This is a genomic window from Rhizobium sp. T1470 (assembly GCF_042140505.1).
Taxonomy (GTDB): domain Bacteria; phylum Pseudomonadota; class Alphaproteobacteria; order Rhizobiales; family Rhizobiaceae; genus Rhizobium; species Rhizobium favelukesii.
In genome coordinates, this window is sequence record NZ_CP148092.1 from 231230 (window position 1) to 249588 (window position 18359).

Below are 18359 nucleotides of genomic sequence, written 5' to 3' on the forward strand. Positions count from 1 at the left end.
GCTCGTCGCGTGGAGGGCGCGGAGAAAGAACAGGAACGCAGGATAATATGGCACGAACGCGCGCGATCGACTTTGAAGAGAAACAACGCAGCCTCTTGAGCAGCGCCGCTGCCGTGTTTGCCGAGATGGGGATGGAGAAAGCCTCCATGGCTCACATCGCCTCGCGCAGCAACGTTTCCAAAGCCCTGCTTTACCACTACTACCCGAGCAAGGACGCCCTGATCTTCGATATCATTCGCAACCATCTCGAAGAGTTGGAAGCTGCCCTTGCTGCCGCGGATAAACCCGGCGTTTCTCCTCAGGAAAGATTGCGGCTTCTCGTTCGCCTGGTACTGGAAAACTATCGCGGCGCCGACAACGAGCACAAGGTGCAGCTGAACGGTACGAGCGCGCTCTCGCCAGCGCAACTTGACGAGCTGCGTGCCATCGAACGGAGGATCGTCAAGCGTTTTTCCAACACCATCTTCGAGATCAATCCGGATCTCAACGCGAACAAGCCGTTGCTGATGCCGGTGACGATGTCGCTCTTCGGCATGATGAACTGGGTCTATATGTGGTTTCGACCGGGCGGTCCTGTCAGCCGCGACGAATATGCCGATATTGCCACCACCCTGATCCTCGAGGGCGTCAAGGCGGTGCGCTGAGCGCTAGGCTTGATTGCTAATTTCAGCCGATCCAGCATCAATGGATGGATCGTATCCGGGCTCCCTGGCGCCTTCTCGGCGATTTCTCGCTGAGTTCGCCGATGACCCCTTGTCGGCGATCCGACCGTAAGGCTGTTCTGGTGATGCCAGGTTATATTCCGCTTTAAGCCTTTTGGGCAGATGCCCGGATCAGGCGGTTACGTTGGTGGCGGCCCTCAGATGAGCAATTGCCCTAAGGCGATGCAGCTGCTGACCTGAGGGAGCCATCCGCTAGATCGCGGCAATAGATAATAACGGTTCATCATTTCGGTTTGACGGGCAGTAGATTCCCGAGCTCCATTGGAAAGGGGAACAAGATCGTCGAAGTCTTCTCACCGGCGATGACGTTCAATGTGCTCAAATAGCGAAGTTGCATAGCCTCTGGTTGCCTGGCCAGGATTTCGGCCGCTTCGAGTAGCTTCGCTGCGGCCTGCTGCTCGCCCTCGGCATTGATGATCTTGGCGCGACGCTCGCGTTCGGCTTCCGCTTGACGGGCAATTGCGCGGATCATCGATTCATTGATATCGACATGTTTGATCTCGACATTGGCAACTTTGATGCCCCACGCATCCGTCTGGGCGTCAAGGATTTCCTGAATGTCCAAGTTGAGCTTGTCGCGCTCGGCCAGCATCTCATCGAGGTCGTGCTTGCCGAGTACCGAGCGCAACGTCGTCTGGGCAAGCTGGCTTGTCGCCATCATGAAATCCTCGACCTGTATCGTCGACTTCTCGGGATCGATGACCCTGAAATAGATCACCGCGCTGACGCGCACCGAGACGTTGTCGTGAGAAATGACGTCCTGGCTGGGGACATCCAGTACGCGCGTACGCAAATCGACCCGTATCATCTGCTGGACGTAAGGGACGAGCAGGATCAGGCCGGGTCCCTTGACGCCGGTAAAGCGGCCAAGTGTAAAAACGACGCCGCGTTCGTATTCCCGCAAGATCTTGACCGCGGATGCGACGATGACGAGCAAGATAAGGATCGCCACAAGATAAAAGGCGAGATCTGCAAACATACCCATTTCTTCTTCTCCTGCTTCCTAAGGCCGCTAGATCTCCTGCAGGCTGCGTGCGACTTCGAGCGTCAGCCCGTTTCGGCCGGTCACCCTGACGCCGTCACCAGCGGCGAGTGGCTCGGCAGAAATCGCCTTCCACCGCTCGCCATGCGCGATGACGTAACCCCTAGCCCCAGCCCAGCTCTCAACCTTGCCCGAAATTCCGATCATCTGCTCTGCACCGGTGGCGACCTCGCGCCAGCGCGAGGTGAATGCGAGGCGAGCAACGACAAGGCTGAAAGCGAGGCTGGCGGCTGCGATCGCACCCAGTACGGGCCAGGAAACTTCTAGGCCGGGGATATCCGTGTCGAACAGAATGGTTGCGCCGAGCACCAGCGCCACACCGCCGCCGACGCCGAGCGCGCCGAACGTTGGCGAATGCGCCTCTGCCACCGTCAGCCCGACGCCGAGGATGATCAGCCCGATGCCGGCGAAACTCACCGGCAGCAATGCCAGGGCATAGAGCCCAAGAAGCAGGCAGATGCCACCAATCGTGCCAGGAAGCATTGTCCCAGGCGCAAGAAATTCGAAGATCAGGCCATAGATTCCGACCATCATGAGGATGATTGCGATGTTTGGATCGGTAATCACGGAAAGTAGGCGCGTTCGCCAGTCCGGCTGGAATTCCTCGACGACAAGACCGGCGGTATCGAGCCGAACATCTGTTTGGCCGACCCGGACCATGCGTCCCTGGGCCTGGGTCAAGAGATCGCCAACGGTAGCTGCCGTGAAATCGATGACGTGCTCGCGCGCGGCGGCGGTCGATGAAAGGCTCGCAGCTTCGCGCACTGCTTTTTCTGCCCAGTCGGCGTTGCGATTGCGCAGTTCCGCAAGCCCTCGAATGTACGCCACCGCGTCGTTGATAGCTTTCGCTTCGCTGGCGTCGCGGGGAGGCTGCGGCGGCTTGCCGCTCGGATTGTCCTTGTTGGGCTCCGGCTCGCCGCCGAAGGGCTTTCCGCCAAGTGCAATCGGTGTCGCAGCGCCGAGATTGGTGCCTGGCGCCATTGCCGCGATATGGCTTGCGTAGAGAATATAGGTGCCAGCACTGGCCGCCCGCGCCCCACTCGGTGCCACAAAACCTGCCACAGGCACGGACGACGCAAGGATTGCGCGAATGATTTCCCGCATGGAGGTGTCGAGACCGCCTGGTGTGTCGATCTGTAGGACAATCAGGCCCGCGCCACGTTCGCCGGCACGTTGAAGGCCTCGCATCACATAGTCGGCAGCCGCCGGACTGATGGCGCCGTTCACCTTCAAGACTATAGCCGCGCGCTTGGATTCCGATGCCAGCAGGGCCGTCAGGCCCACAGCTGAGAGCAGCGAGAACAACGAGATCAGGATTGGCGGCAGCCACCGCCAACACCTTAAGCTCAGCGCTACCACCTGCGGAACGCTCATGATTTCTAATATATGTGTCAGAAATCACAAAGAGAAAGGAAAGCGTCGGAAGCGGCGCCCAAAGACGAACGCAAAGCTCAAGCGTTCGCTCGTACCGTCAGCTTAGCTTGGCGAGGATGCGACGCCTCAAGTCCCAGATGGGCTCTTGAGCGCAATGCAAAATTGTTGCCGCTACCCCTTCATCAGACAGCTTAGGACGTCGGAAAAACCGACCCCCAGAACTGCGATGACGACCAGGGCAAGAATCAAGAAAATGCGAATACAGGCACTCTAAATATAGCTCCCGATGTGATAATATTTGCAACTCGCTCGAGGATGAGATGCCGGGCGACGTTTCGACTTTTCGCAGAGCGGTTCGCCTGGGTGTCGAGGTAGCGTTTCCGCTATGCCGGAAAGAGTGAATCCCCCGATAAAGACGCCTCGGGATAACATCTCGGAATGGGAGGTGTACAATGCTTCGCAGATTGTTTCTCACCTTGGCTATTGCGACGTCCGCGCTCGCGATCAACGGAGCCGCATGGGCTGACATCACGATCCTCGTGCCATCGGGCAGCGAGGGTGACGGTCTCAGGGCCGCTGCCGACGACTACGGAAAGTTGAAGGGCACGAAGGTGGAGGCCGTCCAGGCGCCTTATGCCAACGTGTTCGAGCAAGGCGCCAATGCCGGCGCGACCAAGTCCGGTGTCTTCGACATTATCCTCATGGACGATCCGTGGATTCCGTTTTTCGCCGAGAACGGGCATCTGGAAGATCTGACCGCTTACTTCAAGAAGGCCGGAATGGAAGGGCCGGACAGTGATTTCCTTTCGAAGTCGCTGGCGGTCTGCCGCAATCCCTACAATACCGGGCCCTATGTATGTCTGCCCTATGTGGGGAATGCGCAGATGTTCTTCTATGACGCTGCCAAGTACAAGGAAGCTGGGGTAGATACTCCAAAGACCTGGGATGACGTGTTGAAGGCGAGCAAGAAGCTGACAGAAAGCGGAGGTGGCCGTTATTTCGGTTACGTCTTCCGAGGCGGCCAGGGAAATCCGGTGGTTGCCGATTTCATGCCGATCTTCTGGTCCTATGGCGCTGATATGTTCAACGCCGACCGAACCAAGGTAACGATCGACACGCCTGAAGGGGCCGCTGCCATGAAGACATTCATGGCGCTGCGCGATGTCTCACCGAAGGGCGTGGAGAGTTACAACGCCAACGAGGTTGGCACCGCACTCGCCGCCGGTACTGCTGCGTCTTCGATCAACTGGCCGAACTGGGTTGCGACCTTTGAAGATCCGACCCAATCGAAGATGGTCGGCAAGATCTCCTACAGTCCCATTCCTGCTGGAACGAAACCGGGCAGCTCGGAAATCGGCCATTGGACGATGGGCATCATGTCGGCTTCCAAGAATAAGCAGGAAGCTTTCGACTTCATGATGTGGGCGACCTCGCCCGAACAGATCAAGGTTTCGGCCCTACGGGGCAATCCGCCTGTCCGGACCTCGGTCTTCACCGACCCGGAACTGACCTCGCAAGAGAAGTTCCGGCACTATCCGGTGTTGATGGAGGCGATCCAGGCCTCGACTCCCCGTCCGCGTCACCCGAAGTGGCCAGAGATCGAGAATGCCTTCGGCATCGAGCTTTCCAAGGCGGTCGCAGGCACGATCACGCCGCAAGAGGCTCTGAAGAGCTCGCAGGAGGCGGTCTCACGGATTACGAACCTTTATTAGGCAACAGCTATTCGGAGCGGGGTTTTCGGACGCCGCTCCTTTCCTGCGCCGGCAATTACGCCCGATGAGCTTGAAACCCGAGAATTCAGGCGCCCCGGGGCAGGGCTTTACGGGAGAGGTCAATGTTGACGTCGGAAAGCGGAACCATGCCCGCGCCGCTTCGATCGGGTGGCGGTCTGGAGCGATGGGTAGAGCGGCATTTGCGCTTCCTCATGCTTGCGCCGACGGTACTCATACTCCTGGGCCTGACGATTTTTCCCAGCGTCTACATGTTCTATGCGGCGGTTCACAAAATCAGCCCGAATCCCGATCTGCCCTGGACGTTCGTCGGTGCCGGTAATTTCGCGCGGCTTTTTTCCGACACGCAATTTCACGTCGCGCTCTGGAACACCATCATATTTACGGTCGCGGCGGTGACGTCGGAATTCATCCTCGGTCTCGGTCTGGCGCTGCTCCTTGATAAATTCATTCGCAAGTTGACCTTTCTGAAGACCGTTCTGATGATCCCCATGATGCTGCCGCCGATCGCGGTCGCGATCACATGGAAGCTCATCTATGAGCCTCAGTTCGGCGTCCTGAACGAAATCATGTTCCGCCTCGGTCTGCCATTGCAGGCATGGGCGGGCGACGTGAACCTTGCGATGTTCTCGATCATCGTTGCCGACGTCTGGCAATGGACACCCTTCATATTCCTTCTCATGTTGGCGGGGTTGGCGAGCCTGCCGGTCGAGCCCTACGAGGCCGCCGCGCTCGACGGAGCCTCGTCCTGGCAGCAGTTCCGGGACCTGACGCTGCCGTTTCTCAAACCGGTTATCGCCATTGCGCTTCTCCTGCGTGTCATGGATGCACTGCGTCTTTTCGATCTGGTCTTCATCCTGACGGGAGGGGGGCCGGCTGACCGAACCAAGGTCTTGAGCCTTTATATCTATCAGGTCGCCTACCGCTTCGCCGATCCAGGCTACGCGGCGGCGATGTCGCTCTTTGTGCTGTTTGTAACGATCGTTTTAAGCACCTGGTTCATGAAACGCATGCGGTTGGCGGAATGACCATGACACTGCCAAAAAAAATACACGCGCGCAGCCGGACCACAGAGGCGCTCATCCGCCTGCTGGCCTATCTGACGATCGTTGTCGCGCTGGTCGTCACACTTTTTCCGATCTATTGGATCGCGACCAACTCGTTTAAATATGATATCGACATTTTCGCAGTGCCGCCGGAGTGGCTGCCCCGCAACCCCACCCTAAAACACTACAACGAAGCGTTTATCCAGCGTCCGTTCCTACGCTACGCGCTGAACAGCTTTCTCGTCGCCATCGGAACGACGATCGTTTCCCTGACATTCGGCACAATGGCCGGCTACGCCTTGGCACGGTTCAGCTATCCCTGGCAGTGGCGGAAGCAGATTTCGTTCTGGATCCTGTCAACGCGCATGATGCCGCCCATCGTCAGCATCATTCCGCTCTACCTGTTCTTCAACTATTTCGACATGCTCAACACGAAGTCGGCTCTCATTGTCGCCTACACCGCCTTCAATCTGCCCTTCGCGACGTGGATGATGAAGAGCTATTTCCAGGATCTTCCGGTCGAACTGGAGGAGGCGGCGATGGTCGACGGCGACACACGGTGGGGCGCATTCCTGCACGTGGCGTTGCCTCTTGCCCGGCCTGGGCTTGCAGCCACCGCCATCTTCTGTCTGATCATCTCGTGGAACGAGTTTCTACTTTCCCTCATCATCACGCTCACCGAGCAGTCGCAGACACTGCCGATCGGCATTGCCGGGCGCGTAACGCAGTACAACACCTATTGGGGTGAAATCAGTGCGGCGGGGTTCATGGCCTGCGTGCCAATCGTCATCTTCGCCTTCATCGTCCAGAAGCATCTCGTCCGGGGCTTGTCCCTGGGTGCCGTCAAAGGTTGAGACCTATGGCGTCCGTCACATTCAAAAACGTCTGCAAGAAGTTCGGCGAATTCGTTGCCGTCAATGATTTCAACCTCGAGATCAGGGACAAGGAGTTTCTCGTTTTGCTCGGACCTTCCGGTTGCGGCAAGACAACGACCATGCGGATGGTCGCGGGTCTCGAGGAAGCGACATTCGGCGACATCTACATCGACGAGGACCGCGTCAACGGTGTCCTTCCCAAGTATCGCGACGTTGCAATGGTATTCCAGTCATATGCTTTGTATCCGCACCTCACCGTCGAAGACAACATCGGCTACCCGCTAAAGATCCGCAAAGTGCCGCCGGCTGAATGCAAGCGGCGAATAGCCGAAGTCGCGCGGCGTGTGGAACTCGACTCGATGTTGTCGCGGCTGCCGAAGGAGCTTTCCGGCGGTCAGCGCCAGCGCGTGGCACTTGCCCGCGCTATCGTGCGCACACCACGCGTCTTTCTGATGGACGAGCCGCTGTCCAATCTCGATGCCAAGCTTCGCACACAGATGCGCGCCGAGCTGAAGCACCTGCAACATGAGCTGCAGGTCACGACGATCTACGTGACCCATGACCAGATAGAAGCGATGACGCTTGCCCATCGCGTGGCCGTGATGAACAAGGGCGTCATCGAGCAGCTTGGGACGCCGCGGGAGATCTATAACGATCCCCGCACGCTCTTCGTTGCCGGCTTTATTGGTTCGCCGCCGATGAACCTAGTTCCGGGCGAAGTGAGAGACGGTGTGTTCATTAGTGCCGGCCTCAGGGTCGCGGGTATCGGCCAGGCAAGCGTCCCTCGAGCTGTCCTCGGCGTCCGCCCCGAGGACGTCCACCCGACTGATGCCGGTGATGTAGACGTCAATCTGGTCGCGCCGATCTATTCGGCGGAACTCACCGGCGAGAATACGCTTGTGAGCCTGCGGTTGGGAGGTCAACTCATGACCTTGCGTGCCGACAAGAATTTCACGGGTCAGATCGACCAGCAGATCGGCGTCAAGGTCGCGACGGATCGCGTCTTTCTGTTCAATGGCGAGACTGAAGATCGTGTTGACTTCTAGCCTTTGGACGGCAGTGATGGTGATCACCCTGGCATTTGGTGCGACCGCTGCCGATGGCGGCCTCATCGCTGCAAATCCGCTGATTGAAATTCCTGCCGGGACGTTCATCTTCGGCCGCGACGACGGCCCTGAAAACGAACGCCCGCGGCGCGAAGTGGAGGGGCAGGCGTTTGCGATCAATCGCACCGAGATTACAAACCGGCAATATGGGCTCTTCGTCAAGGAGACCGGCCATCGGGCGGCCTTCTACGCCAATCACCCGATCCTGGGATTGGACGACCGGCCGGTCGTCGGGGTCAGTTGGGAAGACGCCGATGCATTTTGCCGTCACTACGGGTTGGTTCTTCCATCGGAACAACAATACGAGCGGGCGGCACGCGGACCGAAGGGCAGCGCGTTTCCATGGGGCGAGGTCCCACCGGGCAATGCGCGCGCAAATTCTGGGGCGGATGCCTGTTGTTCCGGCGACGCGCGCGATGGGTATCCGATGACCGCACCGGCGGCGTCCTTTCCCGATGGCGCAAGCAAAGAGGGCGTCCTCAATCTTGTCGGCAATGTCTGGGAGTGGACCCGTGATGTCTACGCGCCGTATGAAGGCGGGACCGCGGCGAGGAGCGCCGGGCTGTACCGCGTGCTTCGTGGTGGCTCCTGGAACAGCGATCCAAACCACCTGACAACGACCTATCGGCTCGCCTATGATCCGGAATTCCGGTTCTCAGCCAATGGTGGCTTCAGATGCGTCCGTTCTACACTTTGATTATCGTCTCCGGTTTTCTGCTGCTCCAAGCCACCGGTGCCGGTGCTGAACCGACGGCGCCGCCCGGCTACACGCTTAAGACCTTCAACACGCCTGGTGCCGCCTTCGCCGGCCTATCTCGCGACGCCGGAGACCTGCTCGTCAGCGATCTCGCCAGCGGCCGGCTCTACCGGCGCGGCGCGGACGGCAAGCTTGTCGCATTCGGTCCGGTATTTCCCCATGGCCTCGACGTGATCGGCGACCCGACCGGTCCATATCGTGTCGTCCGCGCCGATGATGGCCTTGTCGTCGCCCAGGGATGGACGCCAGTCGGCTCCAAGCAGGGGCCGTTTGACCACGCGCTCGTTGCGCTCGACGCGGGCGGAAAGGTCCGTGTCATCAGTAGCGATTTCTGGAATCCGTTCGACTTCGTTGCGGCGAGCGGAAGCTACTACGTGATCGACTCCGCGCGAAACAGTGTCGAACGCCTACAGCCCGACGGCCACAAAAGCACGCTTCTGACATTCCGCCGCATGGGGCAGGCGCCCACGGCGCTCCGCAGCCTTTCACCGACCGAGTTCGCCGAAGGCAACAGCTACGAAACCGATGCGGTGCCAGCCGGTATCGCCCTTCACGGCGGGCGCCTTTATATAGCGCTGTTCGGCGGCTTTCCCTTCCTTACAGGAGCCGGAAAGATCGTTTCGGTTCCCGAGGCTGGCGATCAGTCAACGCCGCGGATTGACGTCGAAGCACTCAATGCGCCCGTGAGCATTGCTTTCGACAACGGTGGAGAGATGCTTGTCCTCGAACACGGCACCTACGACCAGAAAGAAGGTTTTCGGAAGGCGAGTGGGAGATTGCTGAAGTTCAATAAAACGGCACGGGAACGGAAGGCTATTCTTGAGGGCCTGACCCGCCCGGTGTCAGTGCTTGTCTGGGACGAGCGGCGGATCGTCGTTTCCGAGCTGGGCGGCAACCTCTATGTCTTGACGCGCGAATCTGTTCGCTGAGCGTGGCGATCCCGATTTTGGTCCTAGATCAATGCAGATACTTGCTTGGCGCCAAGCTGAGTTGCGCTGCCCTATCCACGACGGCCTTGCGCTTTAGTTCTTGTTTCGCATTGTCCCGAAACCTGTTCCCGTTCGGGGGGCATGCCTTGGCTTAATCACCGAATTTCAGCCGCTCCAGGATCAGCGGGTCATACGCGGGAGCCTGGATCCGCCGACGATCTGCCTCCGGTTCGCTGAGCGGTTCGACGGGTCGAAGCTTGTCCTTGGCTTCCAGTGCGAGGCGCTGATAAACGCCCGTTCCCTGACGCTTCAAGGCGACTTCTTTTTCGCTGAGTTCGCGAATGACCCTGGCAGGTGATCCGACCACCAGGCTGTTTGCCGGGATTTCAGCGCCTGCCTTGACGAAAGCCATGGCGGCAACGATCGAATTTTCGCCGATCACGGCTTCGTCCATGACCACCGCATTCATTCCGACCATGGCATTGCGACCGATGCGGCAGCCGTGCAGCACGGCGCCGTGGCCGATATGACCGCCTTGGCCGATCACCACCTCGAGGTCAGGAAAGCTATGAACGACGCAGGTCTCTTGAACGTTCGAACCACGTTCCATGACGATCCGCCCGAAATCGCCGCGCAATACGGCGCACGGGCCGACATAGCAGGCCGGTCCAATGATGACGTCGCCAATCACCACGGCGGCCGGATGGACGAAAGCCGTTGGATGGATCACCGGCACGACGCCATCATAGGAATAGACCTGCGCCATCTTAATCAGTCCCTTGTCTTGGCCACCATCGTCAGCACGTCGTACTGGGCAACCGTCGCACCACTCTGGTTGCTCACACGGCAATCCCAGCGCACTTCGCCATGCTCGGCGCCGATGCGCGGGTTGATCTCCTTGCAGGTCAATTGCACCTGCAGCGTATCGCCCGGATTGACCGGCGTGAGGAAGCGCAGGTTGTCGACCCCGTAATTGGCGAGAACCGGGCCAGGGGCCGGGTCAACAAATAGACCGGCGGCGAAGGCGACGATCAGATAGCCGTGGGCGACGCGGCCGTCGAAGAACGGATTGGCGCGTGCGGCTTCCTCGTCCATGTGGGCATAGAAGGTATCGCCTGTGAAGTTGGCGAAATGCTCGATATCTTCAAGCGTGACCGTGCGCGTACCGGTTACCAGCTGGTCGCCAATTTGCAGTTCTGCAAGCGACTTGCGGAACGGGTGCTCGCCATCACGGCGCACGTCGGCACCGGCAACCCAGCGGCCGGTGACGGCACACAAAAGCGTCGGTGCGCCTTGCACCGCCGTGCGCTGCATGTAGTGCATGACCCCGCGAAGGCCGCCCAATTCCTCGCCACCGCCGGCGCGTCCTGGACCGCCATGCACGAGGCCGGGCAGCGGCGAGCCATGACCGGTCGACGTCTTGGCGCTCGTGCGGTTGCCGATCAGCACCCGTCCGTGGAACGGCGCCATGCCGAGGACCACCTCTTCGGCAAAGATGCGATCGTTGGTGAAGACGGAAGAAACGAGACTTCCCTTGCCGCGGCGGGCAAGATCCACCGCCTCCTCGGCACTGTCATAAGGCATGACCGTGCTGACCGGACCGAAGGCTTCGACATCGTGCACCGCCTTGGCTTGCCAGGGCTTGTCGCAATAAAGCAGGACCGGATTGAGGAAGGCGCCGGCTTCAGCGTCACCCGACACAACGCGCGGTTTGTCCGGATCGCCGGCGACGATCTCGGCATCGGCGAGAAGATCGCGGATGCGCGCGCGGACCTCGTCACGCTGAGCAAGGCTTGCAAGCGGGCCCATGCGGACGGATTCATCGGCGGCATTGCCGAGCGTGGTGTTGCCAAGACGCTCGCCAAGGACGGAGACCAGCGCGTCGCAATAGGCGCGTGGCGCGATGACGCGGCGGATGGCCGTGCACTTCTGGCCGGCCTTTGCCGTCATTTCGCGAGAGACTTCCTTGACGAAGAGGTCGAACTCTTCCGTGCCGGGGCCGGCGTCGAGGCCGAGGACGGAGGCATTGAGGCTATCTGCCTCCATGGTGAAGCGCACCGAATTTTCGATGATCGCCGGATGGGTCTTCAGCTTGCGGCCCGTCCAGGCCGAACCGGTGAAGGTTACGACATCTTGCCCGTCGACATGGTCGAGGAGATCGCCGACCGAACCGCAGACCAGTTGCACTGCGCCCTCTGGCAGAAGACCGGTTTCGACCATGCGACGCACGACAAGCTCGGTGAGATAGGCCGTTTGGCTTGCCGGCTTGACGATCGCCGGCATGCCGGCGATGAGGGTCGGCGCCAGCTTCTCCAGCATGCCCCAGACCGGGAAGTTGAAGGCATTGATGTGAATGGCGACGCCCTGCAGTGGCGACAGAATGTGCCGGGCCGAGAACGTTGCGTCTCGCGACAGGGTTTCCACGTCGCCATCAACGAGTACGCGCGTATTGGGCAGCTGGCGTCGACCCTTTGAGGCATAGGACAACAAAGTGCCGATGCCGCCGTCGATATCGATCCAGCTGTCTGTCCTGGTGGCGCCGGTCGCCGACGACAGGGCGTAGAACTCCTCCTTGCGGTCCATCAGCGCCTGGCCAAGTGCCTTGAGCATGGCGGCGCGCTCATGAAACGACATGCGCCTGAGTGCGGGGCCAGCCTTGTCGCGGCCGTAGGCCAGAGACGACGCAAAATCGACGCCGGCAGAATCGATCAGCGCCACCGGTGCACCTGTCGAGGCATCGCGCAGTTCAGCGCCATCCTTCGTGCCGGGAACCCAGCGGCCATAGACATAGCTTTCGAGGCGGCGTGGCTCCTTTACCAGAACGTTCATTGTTTTAATCCTTCCGGTCGGTTCAGGTTGAGCGCAGCAAGCTGCGCGTCGATGGCCGCCTGCCATTCAGACAGCAGCGTCTCGTTAGGGGTATGGCGAAGGCCGAAACGGGACAGTGTTTGGTAGCGCACCGATCCGGAGAACCCAAAGCTTGCGGCAACGCGCGGCCGCCAATAGATGATCGCTTCACGGGCCGCTTTCGCCCCTTCCTCATCTTCGGCAATCCGCTTCAACGCCTCGATGCCGAGTTCGGTGTGATGCGCCTCGCGCGGCAGAATGGCGCGGAACACTTCGGCAAGTGGCTGGTAGGAGACGTGAGCGAGCTCCCGCAACTGGATGGTGCTTGCAGTGCCCATCAGCACATTCATAACGACTGCATCGATCCAGCCCTCAAGGGGATAGTGGAAAACAGAAAGGCGCATGTCGCCGCCCTTTCGTGCTGCACCGATATCGGTGTCGCGCTTCAGGCGGGCGTCCCATGGATGGTGCGCGGCATAGCGGCCGATATCGGCGCCGAAGCTACCCATGATCTCGAGCACGCGTCCGGCATGGTCGGTCTTTTCAAGCACGATCTTGGCAGACGCGATGCGCTCCTTGATACCAGGCGCATCGTTGATCGTGTCGGCAAAGCCGGCCGCACCCGCAAGATCGCTGTCGACGAAACTCGCCATCAGGCGCAAGAGCTCGCCGCGATAGCGCGGCGGCGCATTGTCCGGCGACGTCAGCACGCCCCCCTTGAGCAGATATTCCTCGATCGGCATCGTATCGGACATCGGCATTCCTCCCTCGGTCCCCGACCGATTACTGGTCGTAGCTGACGACGAGGCGGTCGCTCAGCGGATAGCACTGGCAGGTCAAGACGTAGCCCTGGCGGACCTCGTAGTCCTCGAGCGCATGGTTGACCTCCATCTCGGTCTCACCCTCCAGGACCTTGGCTCGACAAGTGGAACAGACACCTGCCTTGCAGGCGTAGGGCGCGTCCATGTGGTTTTCGAGCGCCGCCTCGAGCAGCGTTTGCCCTTGTTTCGGCATCTTGAAGACACGGGTTGCGCCATCGAGCGTCACCGTTGCCTGGCAGGCCGTGTCCTTGTCGACGCCCGCAGCACTTTGCGCCCTGCGGCCAGCGCGTCCCGGCTGGGAGGATGCGAAGAGTTCGAACTTGATCTGTTCCTCGCGCATCCCGTGATCGCGAAGTGCAGCGGCAATCGACAGCATCATCGGTTCCGGTCCGCAAATGAAGACCGTATCGATGGCCTTCAGATCGATCCAGTGCTTGAACAGGCCGGCGCACTTGTCGACGTCGATGCGACCCGTAAAGAGATCGATATCCTGCGCCTCGCTTTCCAGAATGTGCAAGACCGACAGCCGGCCGAGATAGGTGTCCTTCAGGTCGTCCAGCTCCTCGCGGAACATGATCGAGCTGATTTGCCGGTTGGCATAGACCAGCGTGAAGCGTGACCGTGGCTCGCGAGAAAGCGTCGTCTTAATGATCGAAAGGACCGGTGTGATGCCGCTTCCGCCGGCAAATCCCAGATAGGTCTTGGAAACATCAGGCTCGATCGCCGTGAAGAACGCGCCCATCGGCGGCATGGCTTCCATGGTGTCGCCGACGCTGAGGTCTTCGTTCGCCCAGGTCGAAAAGCAGCCACCGTCCACCCGCTTGATGCCGACCCTCAGCACGCCCTCATCCCGCCCCGCACAGATCGAATAGGAACGTCGCAACTCCTCGCCGTCGAATTTGCGGCGGAAGGTCAGGTACTGGCCCTGCGTGAAATCGAACGCGCTGCGGTCCTCGTCCTGCGGGGTAAGCGTAACGACGACGGCATCGCGCGTTTCGCGCCGGATGTCGGTGACCTGAAGGGAATGGAAACGTGCCATATTGGGGACCTCACTAGGCAAAGGGTCAGATGCACTTGAAATAATCGAATGGTTCCAGGCAGTCGGTGCAGCGATAGCTCGCCTTGCACGGTGTCGAGCCGAACTGGCTGATCTTTTCCGTGTTCGTCGATCCGCAACGCGGACAGGCGATCGTCAGATTGGAGCTGCCGGAGAGCCGGTCGACGCGCTGGCGCAGGATGCCGTCTATCGCCGTTCCGTCCACGGGCGGCGCAATGCCGTAGGCGCGTAGTTTTTCGCGACCCTCGGTGCTGATCCAGTCGGTCGTCCAGGCCGGTGACAGCTGGCGCTCCAGTCTGAGCTTTTCGATCCCCTTTTCCTTTAGCGCCCGCTCGATATCGAGGTTGATGAGCGTGGTCGCCGGACAGCCGGAATAGGTGGGCGTCACCGTCACGACCAGTATGTCCTCCTTCCAGGCGACACCGCGGATGATGCCAAGATCGACAAGCGAGATCACCGGGATTTCCGGATCCGGCACCTCTTCAAGCCACCGCCAGATATCAGCGATCGATGGCAACGTCGCGGCTGTCATAACCGCCTCCTTCCGTTTACCAGCTCGCGCCCGGATAGGCGCGCTGCAGGAACTGCAGTTCAGCGAGGATGAAGCCCATGTGCTCGGTATGAACGCCGCGCTTGCCGCCCTTATGCATGAAGCCGTCGACCGGCTTCTTCAGCGTCGCGTCTGAAAGCGCGTCATCAACCAGCTCGTCCCACGCCGCCTTCAGGCTTTCGGGCTCCGGTGCAATGCCGGCCGCAGCAAGCTCGGCATCGGACGCGTCGCCGACGAAAAGTTCGCCGGTGTAGGCCCAGAGATCGTCGAGCGCCTCCTGCATGCGCCGGTGGCTTTCGGCGGTGCCGTCACCAAGACGGATGATCAGATCGCGGCTGCGATCGAGATGATAGGCAACTTCCTTCGAGGCTTTTTCCGCGATGTCGGCGATGCGCTTGTCGGTCGACGAGCGCAGGGCTCTCAACATCAGGAAATGCCAGGCATCGAACAGGAATTGACGCATCAGCGTCTTCCCAAAATCGCCGTTCGGGCGCTCGACGAGCAGCACGTTGCGGAAGTCGCGGGCATCGCGCAGATAGGCAAGATTGTCGGCGCTGCGGCCCTGAGCTTCGATTTCACCGGCAAGACCGAGCCAGAGCTGGGTCTGTCCGATCAGATCAAGCGCGGTGTTGGAAAGCGCGATGTCCTCTTCCAGTGCCGGCGAATGCCCGCACCACTCGGACACACGGTGGCCGAGGATGAGCGCGTTATCGCCGATCCGCGTCAGGAACTCGAAGAGCGCCGTCGGGCTGACGGCCGTGTTGGAGGGGGCGCTCATCACATATGCCCCACTTCATCGGGAATGTCGAAGAACGTCGGGTGGCGGTAGACCTTGGAGTTTGACGGGTCGAACAGCGGCCCTTTCTCCGACGGAGCACTTGCGGTGATTTCGCTCGAGCGCACCACCCAGATGCTCACCCCTTCATTGCGGCGGGTATAGACGTCGCGGGCGTTGTTGATGGCCATTTCGGCGTCCGGCGCATGCAGGCTGCCGACATGCCGGTGATTGAGGCCGTGCTGGCCGCGGATGAAGACTTCCCAAAGGGGCCATTCGCTGGGCATCGATGTTTCTCCCTGCTCGCGCTCCGCGGCCAAAGGGCCTGGAAAATCGCGTATTTGTTACGATTGCGACTGCTAATGTGCGGACGCCCGAGAGGCGTGCGCACATTACTCGGCGGCGGTGGGCGCTGCGGCGCGGCGCGATGTCATCTTCTCGGCATGGGCAACGAGACCATCGCGGAACCACGCGCCGTCGTTCCATGCCTTCTGTCGGGCGCTGAGGCGCTCGCCATTGCACGGGCCATTGCCGGCGATGACGGCGAAGAACTCGGTCCAATCAGGCTCACCGAAATCGTAGCCGCCCTTTTCCTCGTTCCACGTCAGATCCGGATCCGGTAGCGTCAGGCCGAGATACTCGGCTTGTGGCACGGTCTGGTCGACAAACTTCTGGCGTAGCTCGTCGTTGGAGTTTTGCTTGATCTTCCAGGCCATCGATTGGGCCGAGTGCACCGATGCATCGTCCGAGGGTCCGAACATCATCAGCGACGGCCACCACCAGCGGTTCAGCGCGTCCTGGACCATTTCCCTTTGGGCGGGCGTGCCTTTCACCATCTTCATCAGGATGTCGAAACCCTGGCGCTGGTGAAAGCTTTCCTCCTTGCAGATGCGAACCATGGCGCGAGCATAAGGCCCGTAGGAACAGCGCTGCAGCGGCACCTGGTTCATGATGGCTGCACCGTCGACCAGCCAGCCAATCGTACCGATATCGGCCCAGCTGAGCGTCGGGTAATTGAAGATCGAGGAGTACTTTGCCTTGCCGCTGTGCAGCTGCTCGTACATCTCGTCCCGGCTGATGCCGAGTGTTTCGGCCGCACAGTAGAGGTATAATCCATGACCGGCTTCATCCTGCACCTTGGCAAGCAGGATGGCCTTGCGCTGCAGCGTCGGGGCGCGGGTGATCCAGTTGCCCTCCGGCAGTTGGCCGACGATCTCTGAGTGAGCATGCTGGCTGATCTGGCGCATCAGCGTCTTGCGGTAGCCTTCCGGCATCCACTCCTTCGGTTCGACCTTCTGGCCGGCGTCAATTCGTTCCTGAAACGCGCGTTCGACCGGGTCCAGCTCGTCGAGCGTCTTGACACGGGCGCTGTCGGTTTTGACCATCTGTGCGTACACGGTTCGTCTCCTTTGCCTTCGCGCGTCAGACGCGCTCGAGAATGATTGCGATGCCCTGACCGACGCCGATACACATGGTGCAAAGCGCATAGCGACCGCCCTGGCGCTGCAATTGGTAGGTCGCCGTCGTGACCAGCCGGGCGCCGCTCATGCCCAGCGGATGGCCGATTGCGATGGCGCCGCCATTCGGATTGACATGGGGCGCATCATCGGGGAGGTCCAGATCGCGCAGCACGGCGAGCGCCTGGGCGGCAAATGCCTCGTTCAGCTCGATCACGTCCATCTGGCCGATTGCAAGCCCGGCGCGCTCCAGCACGCGCCGCGCGGCAGGGGTTGGACCAACGCCCATAATGCGCGGCTCGACGCCGGCTGCAGCCATTGCGACGATGCGTGCCTTCGGCCTCAGACCCTGCGCTTTTGCAGCCGCCTCGCGCGCGACAATGAGGGCGGCAGCACCGTCATTGACGCCCGACGCATTGCCCGCCGTGACGCTAAAGTCCGGGCCGGTTACTCCCTTGAGCTTTGAAAGCTGCTCGGCCGTCGTGCCCGGGCGTGGGTGTTCGTCGCGGTCAACGACAACGGGATCACCCTTCTTCTGCGCAACCTTGACGCTGACCAGTTCGTCGGCGAACAGGCCAGCCTCCTGAGCCGCTTCCCATCGGGCCTGGCTGCGAGCCGCAAACGCGTCCTGGTCGGCGCGGCTGACGCCAAAATCGCCTGCCACGTTGTCGGCTGTCTCAGGCATGGAATCGACGCCGAACTTCGCCTTCATCCTTGGATTGATGAAGCGCCAGCCGATCGTCGTGTCGTAGACCGCATTGCTCCGGGAAAAGGCGCTGTCTGCCTTCGGCATGACGAAGGGCGCGCGGCTCATGCTCTCGACGCCACCGGCGATCACGAAGTCGCAGTCGCCGGCGCGGATTGCCCTTGCCGCCATGCCGACGGCATCCATGCCCGATCCACACAAGCGATTGACGGTTGTTGCCGGAACAGTGACGGGCATGCCGGACAGTAGCACGGCCATGCGACCGACATTGTGGTTGTCTTCGCCCGCCTGGTTGGCGCAGCCATAGATGAGATCGTCGACCTTGCTCCAGTCGACACCAGGATTGCGTTCCATCAGCGCGGTGAGTGGAAGGGCTGCCAGATCATCCGCGCGCACTGCAGCAAGCGCACCCCCATAGCGGCCGATGGGTGTGCGAACAGCATCACAGATGAACGCTTCCGACATGCGCGGTTTCCTCCTGCTCCCTCAAGGTCGATCAATGCAAATTTGATTAACCGACCGATCGGTCATGTATTAGCATGCCACATGTCACATATCAACAGAC

At 60.5% G+C, this 18359-nt stretch carries 18 protein-coding genes; 7 read left to right on the forward strand and 11 right to left on the reverse strand.

The window, feature by feature from the left end; all coding sequences use genetic code 11:
• Positions 1–47: 47 nt before the first annotated feature.
• A complete protein-coding gene (locus tag WGT02_RS22225; protein WP_024316851.1) occupies positions 48–644 on the forward strand; it encodes a TetR/AcrR family transcriptional regulator in 597 nt (198 codons plus the stop codon).
• 301 nt (positions 645–945) lie between these two features.
• On the opposite strand, the gene WGT02_RS22230 is transcribed toward WGT02_RS22225, so the two are convergent.
• Positions 946–1707, reverse strand: a complete 762-nt coding sequence (locus WGT02_RS22230; protein ID WP_024316850.1) for a slipin family protein — start codon at positions 1705–1707, stop codon at positions 946–948.
• A 27-nt stretch (positions 1708–1734) separates the two neighbouring features.
• Positions 1735–3138: a nodulation protein NfeD gene (locus WGT02_RS22235; protein WP_040680870.1), complete on the reverse strand. Its 1404-nt coding sequence runs from the start codon at positions 3136–3138 to the stop codon at positions 1735–1737.
• A gap of 452 nt (positions 3139–3590) precedes the next feature.
• On the opposite strand from WGT02_RS22235, the gene WGT02_RS22240 reads away from it, so the two are divergent.
• From WGT02_RS22240 to WGT02_RS22265, 6 genes are all read left to right on the forward strand, one after another.
• The gene (locus WGT02_RS22240; protein ID WP_208246861.1) at positions 3591–4850 is read left to right on the forward strand and encodes an ABC transporter substrate-binding protein; all 1260 of its coding nucleotides are present in this window, start codon (positions 3591–3593) and stop codon (positions 4848–4850) included.
• 122 nt (positions 4851–4972) lie between these two features.
• Positions 4973–5896, forward strand: a complete 924-nt coding sequence (locus WGT02_RS22245) for a carbohydrate ABC transporter permease (RefSeq protein ID WP_024317929.1) — start codon at positions 4973–4975, stop codon at positions 5894–5896.
• Positions 5893–6768: a carbohydrate ABC transporter permease gene (locus tag WGT02_RS22250; protein WP_024317930.1), complete on the forward strand. Its 876-nt coding sequence runs from the start codon at positions 5893–5895 to the stop codon at positions 6766–6768. Before WGT02_RS22245 ends, WGT02_RS22250 begins: the two co-directional genes overlap by 4 nt.
• A gap of 5 nt (positions 6769–6773) precedes the next feature.
• On the forward strand, positions 6774–7835 hold the full coding sequence (locus tag WGT02_RS22255) for an ABC transporter ATP-binding protein (RefSeq protein WP_024317931.1): 1062 nt from the start codon (positions 6774–6776) through the stop codon (positions 7833–7835).
• 16 nt (positions 7836–7851) lie between these two features.
• Positions 7852–8592 (forward strand): SUMF1/EgtB/PvdO family nonheme iron enzyme, encoded by a 741-nt coding sequence (locus WGT02_RS22260; protein WP_024317932.1) that lies wholly within the window; start codon positions 7852–7854, stop codon positions 8590–8592.
• Entirely contained in the window at positions 8571–9581 is a 1011-nt protein-coding gene (locus WGT02_RS22265; RefSeq protein ID WP_024317933.1) for a ScyD/ScyE family protein, read from the forward strand. The genes WGT02_RS22260 and WGT02_RS22265 overlap by 22 nt, the downstream gene beginning before the upstream one ends.
• Positions 9582–9732: 151 nt before the next feature.
• Here the strand turns inward: WGT02_RS22265 and WGT02_RS22270 are convergent, their stop codons facing one another.
• The 9 genes from WGT02_RS22270 to pcaF form a co-directional block, all read right to left on the reverse strand.
• Positions 9733–10347, reverse strand: a complete 615-nt coding sequence (locus WGT02_RS22270) for a phenylacetic acid degradation protein PaaY (protein ID WP_208246863.1) — start codon at positions 10345–10347, stop codon at positions 9733–9735.
• Between the two features lie 5 nt (positions 10348–10352).
• Entirely contained in the window at positions 10353–12410 is a 2058-nt protein-coding gene (gene paaZ, locus WGT02_RS22275) for a phenylacetic acid degradation bifunctional protein PaaZ (protein WP_208246865.1), read from the reverse strand.
• Positions 12407–13183: a Phenylacetic acid catabolic protein gene (locus WGT02_RS22280; protein WP_208246867.1), complete on the reverse strand. Its 777-nt coding sequence runs from the start codon at positions 13181–13183 to the stop codon at positions 12407–12409. The genes paaZ and WGT02_RS22280 overlap by 4 nt, the downstream gene beginning before the upstream one ends.
• A 28-nt stretch (positions 13184–13211) precedes the next feature.
• Complete coding sequence (gene paaE / locus WGT02_RS22285) at positions 13212–14288, reverse strand: 1,2-phenylacetyl-CoA epoxidase subunit PaaE (protein WP_208246869.1); 1077 nt, start codon at positions 14286–14288, stop codon at positions 13212–13214.
• A 25-nt stretch (positions 14289–14313) separates the two neighbouring features.
• On the reverse strand, positions 14314–14838 hold the full coding sequence (paaD, locus tag WGT02_RS22290) for a 1,2-phenylacetyl-CoA epoxidase subunit PaaD (RefSeq protein ID WP_208246871.1): 525 nt from the start codon (positions 14836–14838) through the stop codon (positions 14314–14316).
• A gap of 16 nt (positions 14839–14854) precedes the next feature.
• The gene (gene paaC, locus WGT02_RS22295; RefSeq protein WP_208246873.1) at positions 14855–15634 is read right to left on the reverse strand and encodes a 1,2-phenylacetyl-CoA epoxidase subunit PaaC; all 780 of its coding nucleotides are present in this window, start codon (positions 15632–15634) and stop codon (positions 14855–14857) included.
• Complete coding sequence (gene paaB, locus WGT02_RS22300) at positions 15634–15918, reverse strand: 1,2-phenylacetyl-CoA epoxidase subunit PaaB (RefSeq protein WP_037118848.1); 285 nt, start codon at positions 15916–15918, stop codon at positions 15634–15636. The genes paaC and paaB overlap by 1 nt, the downstream gene beginning before the upstream one ends.
• A 105-nt stretch (positions 15919–16023) precedes the next feature.
• The gene (paaA, locus tag WGT02_RS22305) at positions 16024–17028 is read right to left on the reverse strand and encodes a 1,2-phenylacetyl-CoA epoxidase subunit PaaA (protein WP_024317941.1); all 1005 of its coding nucleotides are present in this window, start codon (positions 17026–17028) and stop codon (positions 16024–16026) included.
• A gap of 25 nt (positions 17029–17053) precedes the next feature.
• Positions 17054–18259, reverse strand: coding sequence for a 3-oxoadipyl-CoA thiolase (pcaF, locus tag WGT02_RS22310; protein WP_024317942.1), 1206 nt, complete (start codon positions 18257–18259; stop codon positions 17054–17056).
• Positions 18260–18359 lie beyond the last annotated feature (100 nt).